Source organism: Salinibaculum sp. SYNS191, from assembly GCF_037338445.1.
GTDB classification, from domain to species: domain Archaea; phylum Halobacteriota; class Halobacteria; order Halobacteriales; family Haloarculaceae; genus Salinibaculum; species Salinibaculum marinum.
Genome location: NZ_CP147838.1, coordinates 2,628,996 through 2,646,018 on the forward strand (window position 1 = coordinate 2,628,996; position 17,023 = coordinate 2,646,018).

A 17,023-nucleotide genomic window follows, 5' to 3' on the forward strand; every position below is an offset into this window, starting at 1 on the left:
ATGGCGGTTGTGTGCTGGTTCTCACGACGATTCTGCTGAATCACACGCGACTCCCGGTCGAAGGGATTTCACGTGAGACAAATTTCGAATCGAACACCCCCAGACTCGGAGTCACAGACGCCGATTGACCAGCCGTGTGCGTCCACGATCTCGGCGACGATAGCGAGTCCGAAGCCCGTTCCATCCCTCGTTGTCGTATGACCCCAGTCAAACACGTTCTCCTGCTCGTCAACTGGAATCCCGTCCCCGTCATCTTCGATATAGAACCCCTCGTTTTGTTCCGTGTCGAACGCACCAACACGTACGGTCACTGACTGCCCACCGTGCGTCGACGCGTTTTCGAAGAGGTTCGCGAAGAGTTCGTGCAGGCGGTCCCGGTCCGCGCGTATGCTCGTCGACGACTCGATATCAAGTGTCGCTGGTTCGAGGTTACATTCGAGCCAGACCTTTCGTGCTAAGGTCTCCAACTCGATCGTCGTTCGATCCCCGACAAGGTTCCCCTCTCGGGTGAGCATCAAGAGATCCGACAACATCTCATCCATCCGCTCTGCGGCGTCCTCAATAGCTTCGAAATGTTCGCGATTACCGGTCTCACGTGCGAGCGTCGCATGGCCAGTAATAACCGACAGTGGGTTTTTGAGGTCGTGTGAGACGATGCTGGCGAATTGGTCCAACCGTTCGATCTTCTCCTGGAGTTCCCGTCGGTGCTCGACGCGGTCAGAGATGTCCCGGAGCATGGCAACCATCTGCGACGGCTTGGTTTCGTCATCGGAGAGGTCCAGGGCTGCGCCTGATATCTCTGTCGGAATTACCGACCCAGTCTTCGTCAGACACGTCAATTCGTCGGTGAACCCCGTGCCCTCTTCGGTGACCTGTGATATGAACTCGTCTCGGATTCGATCGATATCATCCGGATGAATCTCTTCGGGATGCATCGCCAAGAGTTCACTTCGGGAGTATCCCAACAATTGACACGCCTTCGGATTGACGTCGACGAACTCCTCACCTTCGAGATCGACAATCATGACGGCGTCATTGTTATGCTCGAAGATCTTCCGGTAGCGTTCTTCGACAGAGGACACCTGCTCTTCTCTCTCTGACTCAGGAGGTGTCCCGCGTTCTCTCTCAGGCTCATTCGGCATGGGTTGGCTTTCCTCACTTTGTTTCGACGGGACCCCGAGAACCGGTTCCCATCGGCTGAAGAGGATGGCGCTTAGAACGTGATGATCTCGTAGTCGTCTTCGACCAGCGAGCGGATGCTCGGGTGCCCATCGTGGTCATCGAGTGTTACTACTCCCGCATCGGCAACGGCATCTTCGACGCCGAATGCACCGGAACAAAAGTCACAGACAGAGGCGTCGTCGCGAACAGTCTGATACAATTCGTGGTAGTCACTGTCTTCATCTTCGAGTTTGGGGATCCACTGTGTCCCAGCCCCGTCGAAGATGAGTTCAACTTCGTCGCCGTCGGTTTCGGCGAATTCCTTGGCGGTTTCGAGGCCGTTCACGAGTCGACCGACGTTGGCGTGTCCGTCAGTTCCTGCAACGATGATGACTGCTGCTTTCGACATTGCATCCTCTCCTATTGCCCGGACTGATATATGCCGGCTGTCGCCGTGTAACCTCGAAGCGTACCCGGGCAAGGTTTATATAGTGGGTGTGGGTGGTCGTTTCACAAAAGAGGTGGTTTCTGGTTCGTTGAAAGTGAATTATCCGTCCAGTGACCGTGCGCTTCTTGGAATTCGCGAATCTCCGTTCTTTGCAGTAACACGTCCAACCAGTGACCCAACTCCGCTACTCCGTGGGACGACTTGGTGGAGAGCGCTCACTCACTGCGACAGGTCTTGCAGCGCTTAGAACCTGGAAAGACAGGATCTCGACACACGGTACACTGGTCGAGACGCCGGCGACTCCGGAAGAGTTTCTTGAGGTAGGAAAACACGATCTGTCCTACGGGCCTGAGGCAGGTAAGTGTCTTGCTGTGGTGAGTGGGCAGGAGGAGTGAAGAACGGCCACGAGAACCGTGCTACGACACTCTGTTTGGATCGGATACTACTACTCGCGGTCGAGAGTCTATTTCTCTGTGCCAGGCCGGGTGCAGAAGCGGGTGTGGTGTGTCCAGTCAGTGGGAGTGACCGCTGCCTCTGCGACTGAATTGTCCCGAGAAGCCGCGCTGGACGACCTCCGACAGAGCGGGGTGGATGTGTACCGATTCGCGAATATCCTGAACGGTACCGGAGCCAGCTTTCATTGTGACGACGACCTCTTGGATGAGGTCTGATGCCTCCGGTCCGATAATGTGACATCCGAGGATCTCTCCGTCGAGATCGATAAGCGCTTTCAGGAATCCGTCTGCCTTCATCGCGCTCCCGCGTGCAGTCTGGTCGTACCGGTACGTCCGGGTCGCATACTCACGGTCGCCATCCCTGAGCTCCTGCTCACGAGCGCCGACGCCAGCCACCTCTGGAGACGCGAACACCGCGAATGGCATCGCGGTGTAATCCACTCCCTGGAGTTCATCGCCGAAAAGGTTCCGGGCGACAGCCTGTGCTTCGTGATTTGCACTGTGCTTCAGCAGGTACTCACCAACGATATCACCAAGTGCCCACACCCCGTCGGCGGTTGTCCTGAGATACTCGTCGGTCTTGACGAAGCCTTGCTCGTCTGTTTCGACACCTGCTGCATCGACATTGAGTAGATCCGTATTCGGCCTTCGTCCCGCAGCAACCAGCAGTTCGTCACCGGTCACAGTCACGGAACCCTCGCCGGTGACGCCGCCGTCGGGGCCGTACTCGTAGGGTTGGGCTTCGACAGTCACCGTTCCATCGGTTTCCGACACCTCGGTAGCCGCGTGGCCTGTGTGGATTATAAATCGCTCAGCATATCGCTCAGTAAACGCCTCTGCTACCTCCTCGTCGGCTTCCGGCAACAGATTCGGACGGCGTCCGATGATCGTCACGTCGCTCCCGAACGTTCCAAAGAAGTGGCCGAGTTCCGCGGCAATGTATCCACCACCGACGATTACGAGGTCGTCGGGTGGCGTCTCGAGCTGGAGAGCCTCAGTGCTCGTCAAGTACTCGACGCTGTCGATGCCGTCGATATCTGGAATTGCAGGGCGAGTTCCGGCAGCGATGAGGACCGTTTCAGCTTTGATTATGGAACCTTCGTCTTCGCCGCTTACAATCTTGACAGTCCGCTCGTCAATGAACCGGCCTTCGCCCTCGTAGAGGTCGTGTCGGGGAGACGAACGCAGCCCCTCCCGAATCGATTCAGAATCAGCGTTGACCTCCTCGTTGACTTCACCGACGATCTCGGAAAACTCGATTTCGGTAACCTCAGCGTCGATATGGAACTCACTGGCGCGTTCGACTGTTTCCAGTACATCGGCGTGGTAGAGTAACATCTTCGAGGGGATGCACCCACGGTTGAGACACGTCCCTCCAAGCGGGCCCTTTTCGACCACCGCAACAGACAGTCCCTGGTTTGCGGCTGCGTTTGCTACGTCTAATCCTGACCCGGAGCCGATGACCAGAAATTCAACTTCGTCCATGTTCCATAGGTCGGGAGGAGATGATAAGAATCACCCGCGGACGTTCAACCTGGTCACACCTTCACTGTGGAATCGAGGATGCTGTATCGATGTGGAGTTTTTATATCGAGTTCTGATTCAGACTCACTCGAGAATACAACGCTATGGCTCGCCCGGGTCGACGACAGCGTCACAGGACGGACATTCCGCAAAGACGCCGATTGAGTCATCTGAACGGCGGTAGGTGATGAGTTCGTCACGCTCGTGAATATCCCCCCCCGCAATTTGGACAGATACCAAGGCGCCCGTCATCGCTTGTCATTGAAAGAGGGGGTGGAGCGTGTGACATCTCGCCCCATTTACTGCTCTGGCTACTGAAAAATAAAGTTTCAGCGGAGGTGCAATGTGTCCACACAGGGGACGCTTGTGTGAGACGCTACCTGACTCGGAACAACCAGTGTGTCCTAGACCGCCTCTCGTCCTTCTCGAAGTAGCCGAAATGAGAGAGGGGGCGTAACGCTCAGGGACTGACGAGGAATCCTTCCGTGTAGACAAGGTAGCCCGCACTCGATAGCTCTCAAACAATTCGATATGCGTCATCTCCGAGTACCGGAGGGGTTTGTCGCGATGGCCCATGACTGTAGATAGACGGCACAGTCAGCCAGTCGCCTTTCAATTCGCGTGGTTTCCACGTGTAGTTTCCGCTGGCTGACCTACCCTGTCTCTCAAACAACGGCGAGAGACTGCTATTCCATACCCAGAAGATGCCGAATTGAAAGCGTTGGATGTGCACACTCACTCTAATGGCTAATTTGCTAACGAACTGGTGAAACAACTTCATGAAGTCGATTTAATGATACACACATACCTAGAAGAAACAGCCGGGGTGGAGTCCAAAATCACTCGTCGCGGAACGAGTCCCAGAACACGCCCGGCAACTCGTTGTCTGGATTCTCTCGGAGATAGTCTTGTTTCGTCAGGTTCGCATCTTCGATCAGTGCCGCGGCCTCGCCGGCCCAGACGTAGAACCCGATCAAAGTCTCCCGCCGCATTTGTTCGAGGTCTACCGAGTGATACACGTTGACCACGCCACCACCCTCCCGATTGAGCTCAGACCGCCTGAGCAATCCCAGTTCGACGAGCGTGTTGAGATACCGCGTGACCGTACTTCTGTCGAACCCGAGCTGGTCGGCGACTTCGCTCGCCGACAGAGGCCCCTCACCGATAACGCACAGACAGATATCAAGTCCGGCCTTCGGAAGACCGAACGCCTGGAGGAGAACCTGCCTCACATCCGGCGATTTCACACTCATATCCAACTCTGTAACCCGCTCCATTGGTTTATTGTGGCAGGACATCGGTGGATCGTCGCTCCCAACCACGAGAACGACATTGTCACAATCAGAGACGGAGCATTCGTAGATATCATATCGACCGGAATTCGGATTGTACTGGACCTCGTCACTCTCGTCGTCGGCCTGGGTTGTACTTCGATCAGACATCGATAGTGTGTCCCTCCATTTATGTCGACTGTTATGTGGGGAGGCGATAAATATAGGCCTCTCAATCGGCTGGAAAACCTTACTATAAACTACCCTACTCGCTTCCGACTGGCGCCGTTCGCTCCTTGACGTCGAGCGGACTCTCCAGTAGTACCAAAACGTCGAGAACATTGCGCCACGAGACTCGTCCGCCGATCTTTCCGAGCGTCACGTTCGCGACGCGGTCAAGCGAACGACTGAGCACCACTACCTCAACTTTTTCCATGGGGCGATGTTGACAGAAATATTTTATATGGTAGTTGATAACGAACCGGTATGAAGCGACGGTGGTTGCCGTCTCTCCTTTGCTTTCTCGGTCTTTTGCTCCTCGGGAGTTTTGTCTTCGAGATTGCGCTGCGGCTCGTGGGTGAGACTCGATTCACCTGGCCATTCATTGCGGGCGTCTCGACGAGCCTTCCGTTTGCACTCGTCCCGATTGGTGGTGGGTACAGCCTCATCCGCAACCCGGTTCCTGAGGAGTATTATCAGCATCTCGCTATCGGAACCCTCTCTGGGTTAGCGTTCTTCACGGTCTTTTTCGGTGTCGTTGGGTTCACGCTCTTCGACGCCTGGATTCCTCAGGCGGGAGTCCTTCGCTGGGGTGTCACCGTCGGGGTTGGCAATGGCTTTCTTATTAGTTACCTCTACGTCCGCGGTGTGTCGCAGGCGGTTGCACTCGAACGCACGTCAGTCCACGCTGAAGAAGCAGAGGACCAGCAACGACTCCTCAGGTATCTCAATGGATTACTTCGACACGAAGTCCTGAACGCTGCAAACGCGATCAAAGGCCACGCCAGTCTTGCTGCGGAAGCAACCCAGAATGAGGACGTCCATGACCGAATCGCCGTCATTCAGCGTCAGACTGATGGCATGACGAGTATCATCGATGACGTGCAGGTATTGCTTGCAGTCTCAGAAGACCGGGACGAACTCGGGCCGGTGAATCTCACGCCATTGTTGCGTGAGGAATTGCGCCGCGTCGAGGAACGACACTGTCCAGTCGTGACCGAGTTACAAGTCCCTGGGGAGGTGTACGTCCGCGGAGATACGCTGCTTCGGCGGCTCTTTTCGAACCTGTTCGACAATGCGGTCGAACACAATGATAGCGAGCATCCGAAAATAACCGTGAGAGCAACGCGTTCTGGTGAGACCGTGGCCGTCGCGGTCGAGGATAACGGGCCGGGATTTCCCACCGACAGCCTCGGCGACGTCTTCGAGCCTCTGGAACAGATGGATACGACCCACGGAATGGGACTCGCAATCGTCACCCAACTTGCTAAGAGGTATGGTGGGAGTCTTGAACTCATTGAGACGGGAGACACTGGGAGCGTGGTGACCGTCACACTCCCTCGGGCCAGTGGAGATACACCGGACTCGGATGTCTCAAGGTCTTAACAAGACGAACTCCTAGTCTGGGTACTTTCAGCAGTCCTCATCCTCAGAATCTAGGGGCGAAGACGCTGACCAGTACAGCGGACGTGCTGCGACCATCTGAAACGCAGCGACCTGCTTCTCCCTGAGTGCCGATCGAGCAGGTGCGTCCACACAGTGCGTGCGGCAACCGCGCTCGCTCACTACCAGTGTGGCTGCTGGCTCTGCAGGCTTAGTGAGTAGTAGATTCAGTTCAGATGGTGAGAAAGAAATCCTCGCTTCGTGCTGCATACATCCTCTGAGTGTTGCAGGGTACACCTGATTGTATTCTGCTAAGACGTTCATAAGATGCTGAACAGAAGGCGCGTGTCTTGCAGAAACAGCGATGTTCTCTCGATCCGCGAATCTATCGAGGGACCGCTTGCACGCTACGTCTTCCTCGAAACGCTCACTGTGACAGTGGGCAGAACTCTTCCTGCCGCGCATCCTGAGGCGAATTCTATCCGACCCCTGCCCTTTATTTTCCGACTCCCCCCAAGTCGAACTATGACAGGCGATCTGGAGGCCCGCAAGCTTGGCGACACCGATCAGGAAAGCACGGTCGTCACGTTCGGCGCCATCGCCCTGAACTGGCTCGAACAGGAGGGGGCCAATCAGATGGTCGAACACGCTCTCGATCACGGTGTGAACCACTTCGACGTAGCACCCCAGTACGGCGATGCCGAACTCAAACTCGGGCCAAAACTCCGCCAGCACCGTGAGGAAATCTTCCTCGGTTGTAAAACCCAGAAACGCGAGTATGATGGCGCACGGGACAAACTTGAGCGCTCGCTCGACAGACTCGGCATCGACACAATCGATCTCTACCAGGTCCACGGGCTGGAGTATGAGGAGGAACTCGACACCATCACGGGTGAAGGCGGTGCCCTCGAGGCATTCCGCGAGGCAAAGGCCGAGGGACTGATCGATCACATCGGCCTGACGAGCCATGGGGATCCTGACCTCATCATGGAGGCGATCGACCGCATCGACGATCTCGAGACGCTGATGTTCCCGCTGAACCCCGTGGTGATGGCCAAGACCGACGCCGAGTACGACTACGAGGCAGTCCTCGAACGCGCCAACGAAGCGGGCATCGGGACGTTGATCATCAAGGCCTTCGCGAGAGGCCCCTGGCCCTCCGAGGCCGAACTCCCGGTCGAGGACCGCCCGTACGCGAACTGGTACGAGCCCGTCGATACGCCCGAAGAGATGCGCGAGCGCTTCAACTTCGTGGCCTCTCAGGACGTGACGAGCGTCGTGACACCGGGCGACCCCAAGCTCGTTTCGATGGCCTTCGACGCTGCCTCGCGGTACGAGCCCATGGACGAAGCCGCCCAGCGGTCGCTGATCGAGGAGCTGCGCCACGAAGACTCGCCCGTCCCCGAGCAACTTCACCACTGATCGCTCGATGTCGGTTCCACAGACTGTCGAAACCGCTCTCGCGGACCGCCCGGTCGAGGGTGCGACCTGCCTCGAGGCGGGAGCCGGCGTCGGTAATACCACCCGCGGGCTACTCGAACAGGGTGCAGGCCACGTCTACGCAGTCACGAACAACGCCGAACACGCCCGGGACCTCAGGTCCTCTCTTGATTCCCACGAGGCGTCCCGGATCTCGATCATGAAAGCGGATCTTCAATCCACACCGCTCCAGTCGAACGCGGTCGATCTCATCACCGCACATGGCTTGTGTAACGTTGTTCCACCCTCTGCGCTCGGACGGATTTCGGCAGAGCTAGCCCGGATTGCCGCCCCTGGGGCACATCTCGTCGTTGACGATTACGAGCCGCTCCCCGACGACGCGGCTATCAGGGATCTTTTCGCCGTCGAAAACGCTGCGTCGGAGCTGGCTGACGGCACGCCCGCGCTCACGTTCTATCCCTCCGATATGTTGCGCCGGGTCTTCGAAGGCCACGGCCTGACCTTTGATCGCAAACGAATCCTGCTTGATCCCGTCCCCTGGACGGTCTCTCACGTCGAGGCTCACGCTGATCTCGCTCGGAAGGCTTTGAGTGATTTCCCCCGAAGGCTCGCTGATCCACTCGCCGCCGAACTCGATCGGCTCGTCGAAGAGATTGGGTCAGAGTCGACAGGGACGATGTACAGTCTCGCGTTTCGGATGTCCGAGCGGTGATTCCCGACCGGTAGTTCGGCGTACTTCAGTACCGTTCTCGCCTGTCGATACCGTTCTGCTGAATACAGGTGATTGAATTACTGGCTTATGAATCAATCATCCCAAATCTTGTCTGATATTATCTACTATGGGATTGGACCCTGTAACATCCAGTCATCAAACTGTCAATTCGCGTTGATAACTCAATCTCAGTAATCTTGCCTGACTCTTTGTGCTTGAAGAACGTGCCATTACACTCAGAACACTCTGAGGAGACGGGTTCGAATGCCGATCAGGTATGATTTCAGTGATAAATCCACCACACGATCTGCACATTAATCATCTCGGGGTCGCTTCCATCTCCCCCTCAGAAAATCACGATCATGTTCACGAATCAGGGCGACGACGATATCATTCAACTAAGGTTGCCTCTGGATCGTAGTCGATGACACCGAATTCCGCCATTAGGGGGAGATGATTGTGGTGAAGACCGATAGCCACCCGCTCGACTGTCTTTTCATTAACTGCATCCTCCGCTGCTTCACGTGCAGCGATCGCCACCGCAAGCTCCTCAAGATCAACTGGACCGGCCCGTTCAGTCAAGATATCGAGGACTGCTCTCCGGCATTCCGCTGCGAGTAGCTTGTGGCGGTCACTCGTGGGCAGATCTTCTATTCCCGCATACTCCCTTGTACTATCGGTTGGTGACTGGCTCATAGTTGGTGTTCCCCCGTGATGCCGATGTTGGGGCAGGGCGCACCCCTGTTTAAGATCCCACTTTGGGTAAAGCTGTACTAAAACTGATTAGGCCCGAGCATGGAGTTCCACCGACTCATCTGCATACTATGTTGTCACCTATTTTAAGTACAAGACGACCAGTGGGTCGTCACTGACGGTGCCTCCGCAACTCGACACCCCTCCGGTTGCGGAGGGCTTACAAACCTAGGCCGTGAGTATACGGAGTAATGTCTTCCACATCGTTGACCGAGATCCAGCGGGAGACACTCGCTCTCTTCGAGATCTCCGGTGAACCTTGGACGACCACCGAGGTCGCAGATCATCTTGACCTTGGCAGACGGAGTACCTACGAACGCTTAGAACGGCTCGTCGATCACAACCGCCTCAAAACCAAGAAGGTCGGCGGGAGCGGCCGTGTGTGGTGGCGACCGCCGGCGGACAGCGATACGACTCCCGACTGGTCAGCGACGACCGAGTCTCTGATCGACGACGTGCTCGACAGCGCAGACGTCGCAATCTTCGTCATCGACGAGGAGTTCGATGTCGCGTGGATCAACGATGCGACCGAACGGTACTTCGGGCTTGATCGGAATCGCGTTCTCGGCCGGGACAAACACCGGCTCATCGAAGAGCAGATCGCGTCAGTCGTTGACGATGGCGAGGCGTTTACCGAGACCGTCCTGGCGACGTACGACGACAACACGTACGTTGAGCAGTTTGAGTGTCACGTCACGCCAGACGATGGCGAAGAGCGCTGGCTCGAACACCGCAGCAAGCCTATCGAAGCCGGCGCGTATGCCGGCGGCCGAGTCGAACTCTATTACGACATCACCGACCGAAAAGAGATGAAACAGGCTCACGACCGGGACCGCATACAGTTCGAGTCGGTTATCGACGCTGTCGAGGAGCACGCGATCTTCATGCTTGATCCCGACGGCTACGTTCGGACCTGGAACCAAGGTGCCGAACGAATCAAAGGGTACACGACTGAGGAAATCCTCGGCGAGCACTTCTCTCGATTCTATACCGACGAAGCACGGCAAGCCGGAGTCCCACAGGAAAACCTCACCACGGCGTTGGAACAGGGATCGTTTCAGGACGAGGGGTGGCGTCTCCGTGCCGACGGCTCACGCTTCTGGGCCAACGTCACGATCACGGCCATCCGCGGTGACGACGGCGAGATCGACGGGTTGGTGAAAATCACCCGTGACATGACTGAGCGACGGAAGAACAAACAGGGGATCCGGCGCGAACGAAACCTTCTCGAGAAGGTTCAGGAAGCCAGCCCGATCGGCATCGCCATCTTCGATACGGAGGGCGAACTGCAACGCGCGAACCAGCGATTCATGGAACTGCTCGGTCGGGGTGATGCGGAGTCGTTGAATTATTCGCTCGGCGAACAACCGCCTCTCGACACCGATGGGAACGTGATCCCGTATCCGGAGCGGCCGGCACCGCGGGCGCTCTCGACGGGGGATGCCGTCACCGACCAGCGGATACGCATCGACGGCCCCGACGGTCGGGCGCGGTGGCTCTCGGTGAATGCAAAACCATTCGACGGTGAGACGGAGGGCGTCGTCGTCACGACAACCGAGGTCACACAGTTCAAAGAGCAAGCACAACGGCTCGAACGACAACGCGATGATCTCCAGAGCGAACTGGAGGGGATATTCGAGCGTATCGACGACGCATTCTTCTCGCTCGACGGTGACCTTCGGTTCAACTACGTCAACGAACAGGCGAGCACTCTCCTGGGCCACTCCTCGTCGGAACTCGTTGGCAGGCATATCTGGGACGTGCTCAAACCGGGCTCGAAGGCAGAGTCGGCCTTCGAAGAGGCCCTGAAGACCCAGGAATCGATTTCCTTCGAGGAATACTACGAGCCCATCGGAACGTGGTTTGAAAATCACGTCTATCCTTCCGAGACTGGACTGTCGGTCTACTTCCAGGATATCTCCGACCGTAAGCACCGCGAGCGGCGATTAGAGCGGTTCGAGCGTATGGTCGAGACAGTCGACGACGGGGTCTACGCCACCGACGGCGAGGGCCACTTCGTCTTCGTCAACGACGCATTCGTGGCGATGAGCGAGCACACGCGAGAGGAGTTACTCGGCTCTCACGGGTCGGCGTTCTTCGGCGATCGATTCGTGGACACGGACGAACAGGAGTGGCTGGAGCTGATCACCGACGAGCGTGACTCAGTAGCGTTCGAGACCGACATCATCGGCCCGGACGGCGAGACCCGTATTGTCCACAATCAATTCGTCGCCCTCGAATTCGACGACGAGGTCGGCCGCGTCGGCGTCACGCGGGACGTCACCGGGCGCAAGGAGCGCGAGCGCGAACTGGAACGGTACGAGCAACTCGTCGAAACTGTCTGGGACGGCGTGTACGCGCTTGACGAGAACGACCGGATGGTTCTCGTCAACGATGCGTTCTGTGAGCTCGTGGGCTACGAGCGTGACGAACTGCTCGGGGAACAACCGACTCTCATCACCAGCGACGAGGTAAACCAGGACGCCAACGAACTGGCACCAGAGGTCATCGCTGGCGACCGCGCGATCGGTGTTCTCGAGGGCGAACTCCAGACCGCGGACGGTGAGGTAGTGCCCGTCGAAACCCGGCACGGTCCCTTCGAATACGAGGACGGCCGCACCGGTCGGTGCGGAGTGACTCGTGACATCAGCGATCGCAAGTGGTTCGAAGAGACATTGCTGACCCTCTACGAGTCCACACAGACGCTATTCGACGTCCAAACGGCCGAGGTTGTAGATGAGGCGGTCATTGAGGCAGTCGCGGACGTTATCGACCTGGCCGGTGTTGCGGTGTACCGCTACGACGACGCCGACGACGAACTGTATCCGGCCGCACACTCGATGGAGGCCGAGTTCGTGCGCGGTGGGGACCTGCGTACCGTGCCGCCGGGCGACAGTAGTATCGTCGGACACGTCTACACGAGTGGCGATGTCCTCGCCCTCGATGACATCACCGAGTCGCCGTATCACCAGTCAAATGCCACGGAGATGCACGGTGGTCTGTTTGTCCCGATGGGCGACTACGGTGTCCTCGTCGCCGGTACCCGCGAGGAAAGTGGTATCGACGAGAACACCCGCCGGCTCGTCGAGTTGCTCGCCACGAACATCGAGGCCGCTTACAACCGCGTGGAACGCGAGGTCGCACTCCGTGAGCACGAACAGGAGCTAGAACAACAGCGAGAGGGACTTACTGCGCTCAACAACCTCAACGAGGTCGTCCGCGGGATCACGGATGCGGTCATCGAGCAATCCACCCGCGAGGAGATCGAACGGACAGTCTGCGAGCGGCTGGCCGACTCCGAGTCGTACCTGTTCGCCTGGATCGGAGACACGGATACGGCCACGCAGACGGTGAATCTTCGGACAGAGGCCGGGGTCGAGGGGTATCTCGATGGGATCACGATCTCGGTCGATCCCGACGACGAACGGAGCGAAGGCCCGACGGGACGAGCACTCCGAACCGGAGAGACGCAGGTCAGCCACGACATCCGTGCCGAATCCCGCTACGACCCGTGGCGCGAGTACATCGAACGGTACGGCTTCCGCTCGTCGGCCGCAGTTCCCATTGTTCACGAGAGAACTGTCTACGGAGTGATAAATGTGTATGCAGACCGGCCCCACGCGTTCGATGGCGAAGAGCGAGAGCTAATTAGCCAGCTCGGCGAGGTGGTCGGCCACGCCATCGCTGCTACCGAACGCAAGCAGGCGCTGATGAGTGACGAACTCGTGGAACTGGAGTTTCAGATCCAGGACGTATTCGCGGCCCTCAATGTGCCCGTTGAAACAAGCGGGCGAATAACCCTTGATTCTGCGGTTCCGGTCAGCGATGGGGAGTTTCTCGTCTACGGGACGGTAGCGCCGGACGCCGTCGATACTGTGGCCAGAATCACCAAGAACGTCCCACACTGGCGGGAGCTTACCATCCGTTCGGAGGGCGACCCGACTCGCTTCGAGGTCCGGATGACTGATCCACCGGTGCTCTCGGTCGTGGCATCGCTCGGTGGGTACGTCGAACAGGCCGTTATCGAAGACGGTGATCTTCGAATGACGGTCCATCTTGCCCCGAGTGTCGACGCCCGAACGGTCACTGATGCCGTCGAAACAGCCTATCCGGCTAGCGAACTGGTTCGTCGCCAGCAAATCAGCCGGGACCGCGACGATCCCGCGCGCTTCCAACGTCACCTTGTGGAAGCTCTCACGGGCCGTCAGCAAACTGCACTGGAAACCGCGTACCACGCGGGCTTTTTCGAGTGGCCGCGCGATACCTCCGGCGAAGAAGTCGCCGAGTCGATCGGCATTGCCTCGCCGACGTTCCACCAGCACCTTCGCAAGGCCGAGCGGAAAGTCCTCGACGCGGTGTTTTCGTCCCCGATGCAGAGTCTCGGATAGCAAACGAGAAAAGCACCTTGCCCAAGTTGCTGCAGCAGTGCTCGGTCTGCAAGTGTACTGACCAGCCTATTCACGTAGCTGAGGTGAAAACGAGGACCTCTCCAGAGTGCCGACTTGTATGACAAATCGGAAACGCACTCGCGAAACACACCGCGTTTCCGATGTGATTACGCCGGATTCACTGCCATTTTGTATAAGTAAATATATATCGAGTGGCAGAAATATAACAAAGCGGCATGCATTTTGAGCGACCAGTACCGACAACGAGGTCAAAACGTCTCTAGGGTAGTGCTACGCTGGCTATCAGTGGGTTAGTTGTTAGTACCTGGTGAGCAGCGTGCCTTCCTATCGGAGAGTGGGAGACGAGACTACGACCCGCGGCGACCATTATGACCCCTCTGACCGCCTCCCCTCCTGCCCTCGCCTTCCCCACCAGTGCCTGCACGAACCGCCTCAACCGTAATGATGGCGTCGTCCGAGACCGGGCCCGCGTCAACGTAGGGAGAATCGTCGACGCTGTTGCTAGAAACGTACTCGAACGCTAGATTTCCGTTCGTGTCACGGTGGGTTATCGCCAGCAGAGTCGTCGTCCTGGTGCGGTTTCGCTCTCGGACTTGTCCGCCGGTCCCGTTGCGCGACCGCTCGCGATCGCGCTCCGGGGCTTCGAGCGGGGATGACAGCGTCACTGTCACATTCTCGTGACCACCCGGGGCAAGATACTCGGAGACCCCGACGAGTGCGCCACTCTGGTTGTAGACTGCAACGAACCCCCCGTCAGAGAGGGTCGTCCTGGCTATCGTCACCGTCATGTTTGTCATCGTCTGGTTCTCGAACTGAACCGCCGCAGTGGGTCCCTAGCCGGCGTCAGTCCCATTGTCAGCCTGTGTGGTTGCCCCGTCGACGGCAGCTGTCACACCGAGCGAACCGACGGCGACGAACAGCAGGACTGCGATGCCGATCCGGAATGTGAGAATTCGTTTCTGTGTCATGCCTGTTTGACTACCGTTGAAACGTAATCGCCGCGACAACCGAGAGTCACGACGGTGTTGGAGAGCCGGTCTTCACTGAGCCGAAGTCGCCGAAATAGACGATGTCACTCGAACAGGCGGGAACACCTCCCTCGAGCGGGTTTGAACGTCACTTGGTAGTACTTTGTCTCGTTTCCACCAGTGTCGTCGTCGGCTTCCACTGGTCCTGACCCCTGGCACTCGCGCGTCCGGACGAATCTGTACAGTTCATCCAGGTCTGTCTCAACGTTGCGATTCGGGTTGAGGTAGATTCGGCGCCCGCCACCTCCCCCCGAACAACACCCGCCAGAGTCCGAGGACTGGGTGTCATCGTCGCCCTGTTCGTTGCCTCCGCCACCGGGGAAGTTCGGACACCGGATTTTGTACGCCAGATACGTCTCGGGAGCGTCACGGCCGGTGCACTCCGGCGAGATCGTCTCCTCACCTATCGGCTCGACGATTTTGAATCGCGGTTCGTCGGGGTTGTTTTTCCCGCGCAGTTGACCCTCTCTGACGTATCCCGTGCCCCCCTGTTGAGCCGTCGCGGTAGGCGCTGTGAGGAGACCGCCGGCTACGAGTGAGCCGGTGGCTGCGGCCCGCCGTATGACTGTCCGTCGGGAAATCGTCTCGTCTGCTCCTGGATTTTCGGTCATAGTAGTTCGAAAAATTGAGTGTGCTATGTCCTCTAGTGGGAAGCGTCAGCCGGAGCCTTCTTCTGCTGGTTCCAGGCCGAGTTTGTCGACGTCGACTCCGTCCAGGGAGCCACAATCCGGATCGACTTCTGCGATCCGATACAGGGCAGGCTCGCCGAGGTCCTCGCTGGTCGTAACGGGCTTTTTCTCGTAAATGTAGATGTTACAGCCGCCATCGACGTTGTACTCCTCGTACGTCTTGTTCGGGGGGGCCGTGGCTTCTTTTGCTGCCTCGCACCCGCTGAAGTACTGTTCGGTACCGGACCCTTTGCTGGTGATTTCGACTATCTCGCCGCCACTATACGAACAGCCGAAAGTGAGGGCCGAACCACCGGTGACCCGGGACGGTCCGGTGTCGTCTCTACCACCGCCTCCGCCTTGACCGCCTTCGCCGCCTCGCTCGTCACTTTTACCCCGGCCGTGGTCGTTGCCACCCTCGCGATTTCCGCCCTGTTCACCGTGTTCTGCAGCCGCAGTTCCGACTCCGCCAAGAGCGACGGCACTCGATGCTGCGATCCTGCGCAAGACACATCTGCGTGTGGGAGATGTTCGTTCTTCGTCGTCCATATTCTCATGTAGCCCAGTAGGCTACACTGGTACGCTGGCCCAGATACTGCATTAGTTATAGTTGCGTTTGAATCACGTCATTTGGAATCAAACACCGGGTAATGACGGGAGACTCGATTCCCGAATACTCGCTACCACCGCCTTCAGTACCTCTACTTGGACAAGCACAGGTTACCAGCACCAAACGGGTCGAGATGGCAGTAAATGTGAGCGACCTGCCGAGAATGACTGGTTATCATTATTCGTCCAGACGACGAGACGTCTGGACAGGTGTCTACTTCGTAGCCACCTCTGTTTGCGGTTTCCGTCGCCGCGGTGGCGGTCAGTATTGCTGGCTGTGACCCGACGGAAGAACGAGCCGGCGACGAGCGGCGTCGCGTTCCCCGTGGCGGGTGCAATCGCGTTTCTGGTGTTCACCGCCGGTCACTACGCCGGCGACACCTACTCGCTGGAGGAGGTCGTCTTCATCGGCGTTCCGGCCCTGTCGGTGACGGTTCTGTATGTTCTAACGGGTAACCTTCTCGTCGTGATTGGCGTCCACACGCTGGTTGACGGTATCTCACTCTTGGGCCCCGACGTTGCGGCGGTTCTCAACGACAGTGAGAAACCGGTACCGGAGTAGCCGGGCCGGGGTCGCGGACGGTTGTTCGACCGATAGGCGCTCGCATACTCCTCGCTGGCGCTTGGGTTCGGGACGTCGAACCCGTCCCGGTAGCACGGCCAACACGGGAGCTCGGCGTCGGCGTCCCAACAGTCACAGTCATGTGCAACATTCGCGCTCTGTATCTTGCATAGATGCAAGCGACCTACTGGAATCCCATCAGTTGCGTCGTGACCAACATAGAGCGTGGGTTCAGCACGGTGAGAGCATTCTATTCAGGTGTATACGACTGAATTGACATTGGCCGCTCAGTACGCCTACGAATCGATGACTGAGCAACCGTTTCACGAGCAAGGCTACTGGTGGCTTGTAGTACGCACTGGGTTCTCTCCTCTTTCATTT

General features: G+C 57.8%; 14 protein-coding genes. 5 read left to right on the forward strand and 9 right to left on the reverse strand.

Annotated elements, in window-relative coordinates:
- Nucleotides 1-68: 68 nt before the first annotated feature.
- The 4 genes from WDJ57_RS14025 to WDJ57_RS14040 form a co-directional block, all read right to left on the reverse strand.
- Nucleotides 69-1,142, reverse strand: a complete 1,074-nt coding sequence (locus tag WDJ57_RS14025; protein ID WP_338901438.1) for a two-component system sensor histidine kinase NtrB — start codon at nt 1,140-1,142, stop codon at nt 69-71.
- 71 nt (nt 1,143-1,213) lie between these two features.
- Nucleotides 1,214-1,570 (reverse strand): hypothetical protein, encoded by a 357-nt coding sequence (locus WDJ57_RS14030; protein WP_338901439.1) that lies wholly within the window; start codon nt 1,568-1,570, stop codon nt 1,214-1,216.
- Between the two features lie 551 nt (nt 1,571-2,121).
- Complete coding sequence (locus WDJ57_RS14035; RefSeq protein WP_338901440.1) at nt 2,122-3,549, reverse strand: dihydrolipoyl dehydrogenase; 1,428 nt, start codon at nt 3,547-3,549, stop codon at nt 2,122-2,124.
- 878 nt (nt 3,550-4,427) lie between these two features.
- Nucleotides 4,428-5,030 carry a helix-turn-helix domain-containing protein gene (locus tag WDJ57_RS14040; RefSeq protein ID WP_338901441.1) on the reverse strand — a complete coding sequence of 201 codons (603 nt, stop codon included), beginning with the start codon at nt 5,028-5,030 and terminating at the stop codon, nt 4,428-4,430.
- A 315-nt stretch (nt 5,031-5,345) separates the two neighbouring features.
- Between WDJ57_RS14040 and WDJ57_RS14045 the strand changes: the two genes are divergently transcribed.
- From WDJ57_RS14045 to WDJ57_RS14055, 3 genes are all read left to right on the forward strand, one after another.
- Nucleotides 5,346-6,464, forward strand: a complete 1,119-nt coding sequence (locus WDJ57_RS14045; RefSeq protein ID WP_338901442.1) for a sensor histidine kinase — start codon at nt 5,346-5,348, stop codon at nt 6,462-6,464.
- 534 nt (nt 6,465-6,998) lie between these two features.
- Complete coding sequence (locus WDJ57_RS14050) at nt 6,999-7,883, forward strand: aldo/keto reductase (RefSeq protein ID WP_338906301.1); 885 nt, start codon at nt 6,999-7,001, stop codon at nt 7,881-7,883.
- Between the two features lie 7 nt (nt 7,884-7,890).
- Nucleotides 7,891-8,613 carry a class I SAM-dependent methyltransferase gene (locus tag WDJ57_RS14055; RefSeq protein WP_338901443.1) on the forward strand — a complete coding sequence of 241 codons (723 nt, stop codon included), beginning with the start codon at nt 7,891-7,893 and terminating at the stop codon, nt 8,611-8,613.
- Between the two features lie 390 nt (nt 8,614-9,003).
- Here WDJ57_RS14055 and WDJ57_RS14060 read toward each other — a convergent pair whose 3' ends face one another.
- A complete protein-coding gene (locus WDJ57_RS14060; protein WP_338901444.1) occupies nt 9,004-9,309 on the reverse strand; it encodes a DUF7344 domain-containing protein in 306 nt (101 codons plus the stop codon).
- Nucleotides 9,310-9,557: 248 nt separating this feature from the next.
- On the opposite strand from WDJ57_RS14060, the gene WDJ57_RS14065 reads away from it, so the two are divergent.
- A complete protein-coding gene (locus WDJ57_RS14065; RefSeq protein WP_338901445.1) occupies nt 9,558-13,754 on the forward strand; it encodes a PAS domain S-box protein in 4,197 nt (1,398 codons plus the stop codon).
- A gap of 368 nt (nt 13,755-14,122) precedes the next feature.
- On the opposite strand, the gene WDJ57_RS14070 is transcribed toward WDJ57_RS14065, so the two are convergent.
- The 4 genes from WDJ57_RS14070 to WDJ57_RS14085 all read right to left on the reverse strand — a co-directional run bounded on the left by WDJ57_RS14070 (nt 14,123) and on the right by WDJ57_RS14085 (nt 16,020).
- Complete coding sequence (locus WDJ57_RS14070) at nt 14,123-14,572, reverse strand: DUF7282 domain-containing protein (RefSeq protein ID WP_338901446.1); 450 nt, start codon at nt 14,570-14,572, stop codon at nt 14,123-14,125.
- Nucleotides 14,573-14,608: 36 nt separating this feature from the next.
- Nucleotides 14,609-14,743, reverse strand: a complete 135-nt coding sequence (locus WDJ57_RS14075) for a hypothetical protein (RefSeq protein ID WP_338901447.1) — start codon at nt 14,741-14,743, stop codon at nt 14,609-14,611.
- A 104-nt stretch (nt 14,744-14,847) separates the two neighbouring features.
- Nucleotides 14,848-15,414 carry a hypothetical protein gene (locus WDJ57_RS14080; protein ID WP_338901448.1) on the reverse strand — a complete coding sequence of 189 codons (567 nt, stop codon included), beginning with the start codon at nt 15,412-15,414 and terminating at the stop codon, nt 14,848-14,850.
- A gap of 45 nt (nt 15,415-15,459) precedes the next feature.
- The gene (locus tag WDJ57_RS14085; protein ID WP_338901449.1) at nt 15,460-16,020 is read right to left on the reverse strand and encodes a hypothetical protein; all 561 of its coding nucleotides are present in this window, start codon (nt 16,018-16,020) and stop codon (nt 15,460-15,462) included.
- 337 nt (nt 16,021-16,357) lie between these two features.
- Here WDJ57_RS14085 and WDJ57_RS14090 point away from each other — a divergent pair, with 337 nt between their 5' ends.
- Nucleotides 16,358-16,642 carry a CPBP family intramembrane glutamic endopeptidase gene (locus WDJ57_RS14090; RefSeq protein ID WP_338906302.1) on the forward strand — a complete coding sequence of 95 codons (285 nt, stop codon included), beginning with the start codon at nt 16,358-16,360 and terminating at the stop codon, nt 16,640-16,642.
- Nucleotides 16,643-17,023: the final 381 nt, after the last annotated feature.